Annotated in this window: 2 protein-coding genes; both read right to left on the bottom strand. The window is 59.6% G+C overall.

From position 1 onward, the window contains the following. Positions 1 to 77 precede the first annotated feature (77 nt). Positions 78 to 971: a dienelactone hydrolase family protein gene (locus tag AAFM15_RS08270; protein WP_341686239.1), complete on the bottom strand. Its 894-nt coding sequence runs from the start codon at positions 969 to 971 to the stop codon at positions 78 to 80. A gap of 66 nt (positions 972 to 1,037) precedes the next feature. After that, a partial coding sequence (locus tag AAFM15_RS08265; RefSeq protein WP_341686238.1) for a DNA polymerase occupies positions 1,038 to 1,274 on the bottom strand: 237 nt, incomplete at its 5' end.

Raw genomic sequence — 1,274 nt, 5'->3', positions numbered from 1 at the left:
AACATGGTTGTAATTTCGTTATTTTAATAAAAAACCGCCCCGAACGGGGCGGCAACACCGTCATCTGGCGCCGGGCCTTACTTCACGCCGTGGGTCGAAAGCCAGTTCAGCATCCGCTCCCAGCCATCCTTGGCTGCAGCCTCGCGATAGCTGGGCCGGTAGTCAGCGTGGAAAGCGTGCGGAACGTCCGGATACACCACCCACTGCGAAGCTCGTGCTGCTGCAGACGGCGTTTTTTGCAAGGCTTCTTTCATCTTATCAACCGTGTCAAGAGGGATCCCCGTGTCCGCACCGCCATAAAGACCCAGCACAGGAGCCTTGACCTCGGACGCCCGGTCCAGAGGATGCCAGGGAGTCTCTGGCGTGGCCTTCCCGACCAGACGACCATACCAGGCCACACCCGCCTTAAGTTTGGACTGATGCTGAGCGTACAACCAAGTGATGCGCCCGCCCCAGCAGAAGCCCGTAATGGCCAGTTTGGAAACATCACCACCCTGGGTTTGCGCCCAGGCCACGGTCGCATCCAGATCGGCCATGACCTGTACGTCTGGAACCTTGGAAACCACTTCGCTCATCAGTTTGGCCAGCTCTCCGTATTCGCTGGGATCACCCTGGCGAACAAACAATTCCGGTGCAATGGCCATGTAGCCAGCCTGCGCGAGGCGACGCGTGACATCAGCGATGTATTCGTGCACCCCAAAAATTTCCGAGATGACCAACACCACCGGCAAGTTGCTTTTGCCAGCCGGCATGCTGCGGTAAGCGGGCATTTTGAAACCGTTGACATCGATCATGACCTCACCGGACACCAGCCCGGCGGAAGAGGTCTTGATCGCGGTCTGGCTCATCACGCCGCCTGCCGCCGCTGCGTACCCCACCCCGAGCGCAGCCTTCAGGGCAAAGCGCCGATCCACGCCCCCTTCGTTGACGGCCAAAAGGGAATGGGCATCCTTGAACAGGTCTTCACGCATACGGAACTCCTCATGTTGATGGGCACTGAATCTTGTCATAAAGCCTCAAACCCTGCACAAGGCAGATCAATGCGCTTGCTCCCAGTTGGGGCCCACACCCACTTCGGCCAGCAGTGGCACCTTGAGCTGCGCCACCTCGGCCATGATGCGCGGCACCTCGCTGCGCACCCAATCAACCTCGGCCAGCGGCACCTCGAACACCAGTTCGTCGTGCACCTGCATGATCACTTTGGTCGCCTTACCCTGCGCATCCAGGGCCTGCTGCACCGCCACCATGGCAAGTTTGATCAGGTCGGCTGCGGT

Origin of the sequence: Limnohabitans sp. (genome assembly GCF_038134685.1) — a bacterium.
GTDB lineage: Bacteria > Pseudomonadota > Gammaproteobacteria > Burkholderiales > Burkholderiaceae_C > Limnohabitans_A.
Note: the sequence above shows the minus strand (reverse complement) of the source record. Positions and strands in the feature narration are given on the sequence as shown.

Coding starts and splice junctions, on each gene's coding strand:
- AAFM15_RS08270 (WP_341686239.1), bottom strand. CDS start 971: ATGCGTGAAGACCTGTTCAAGGATGCCCATTCCCTTTTGGCCGTCAAC.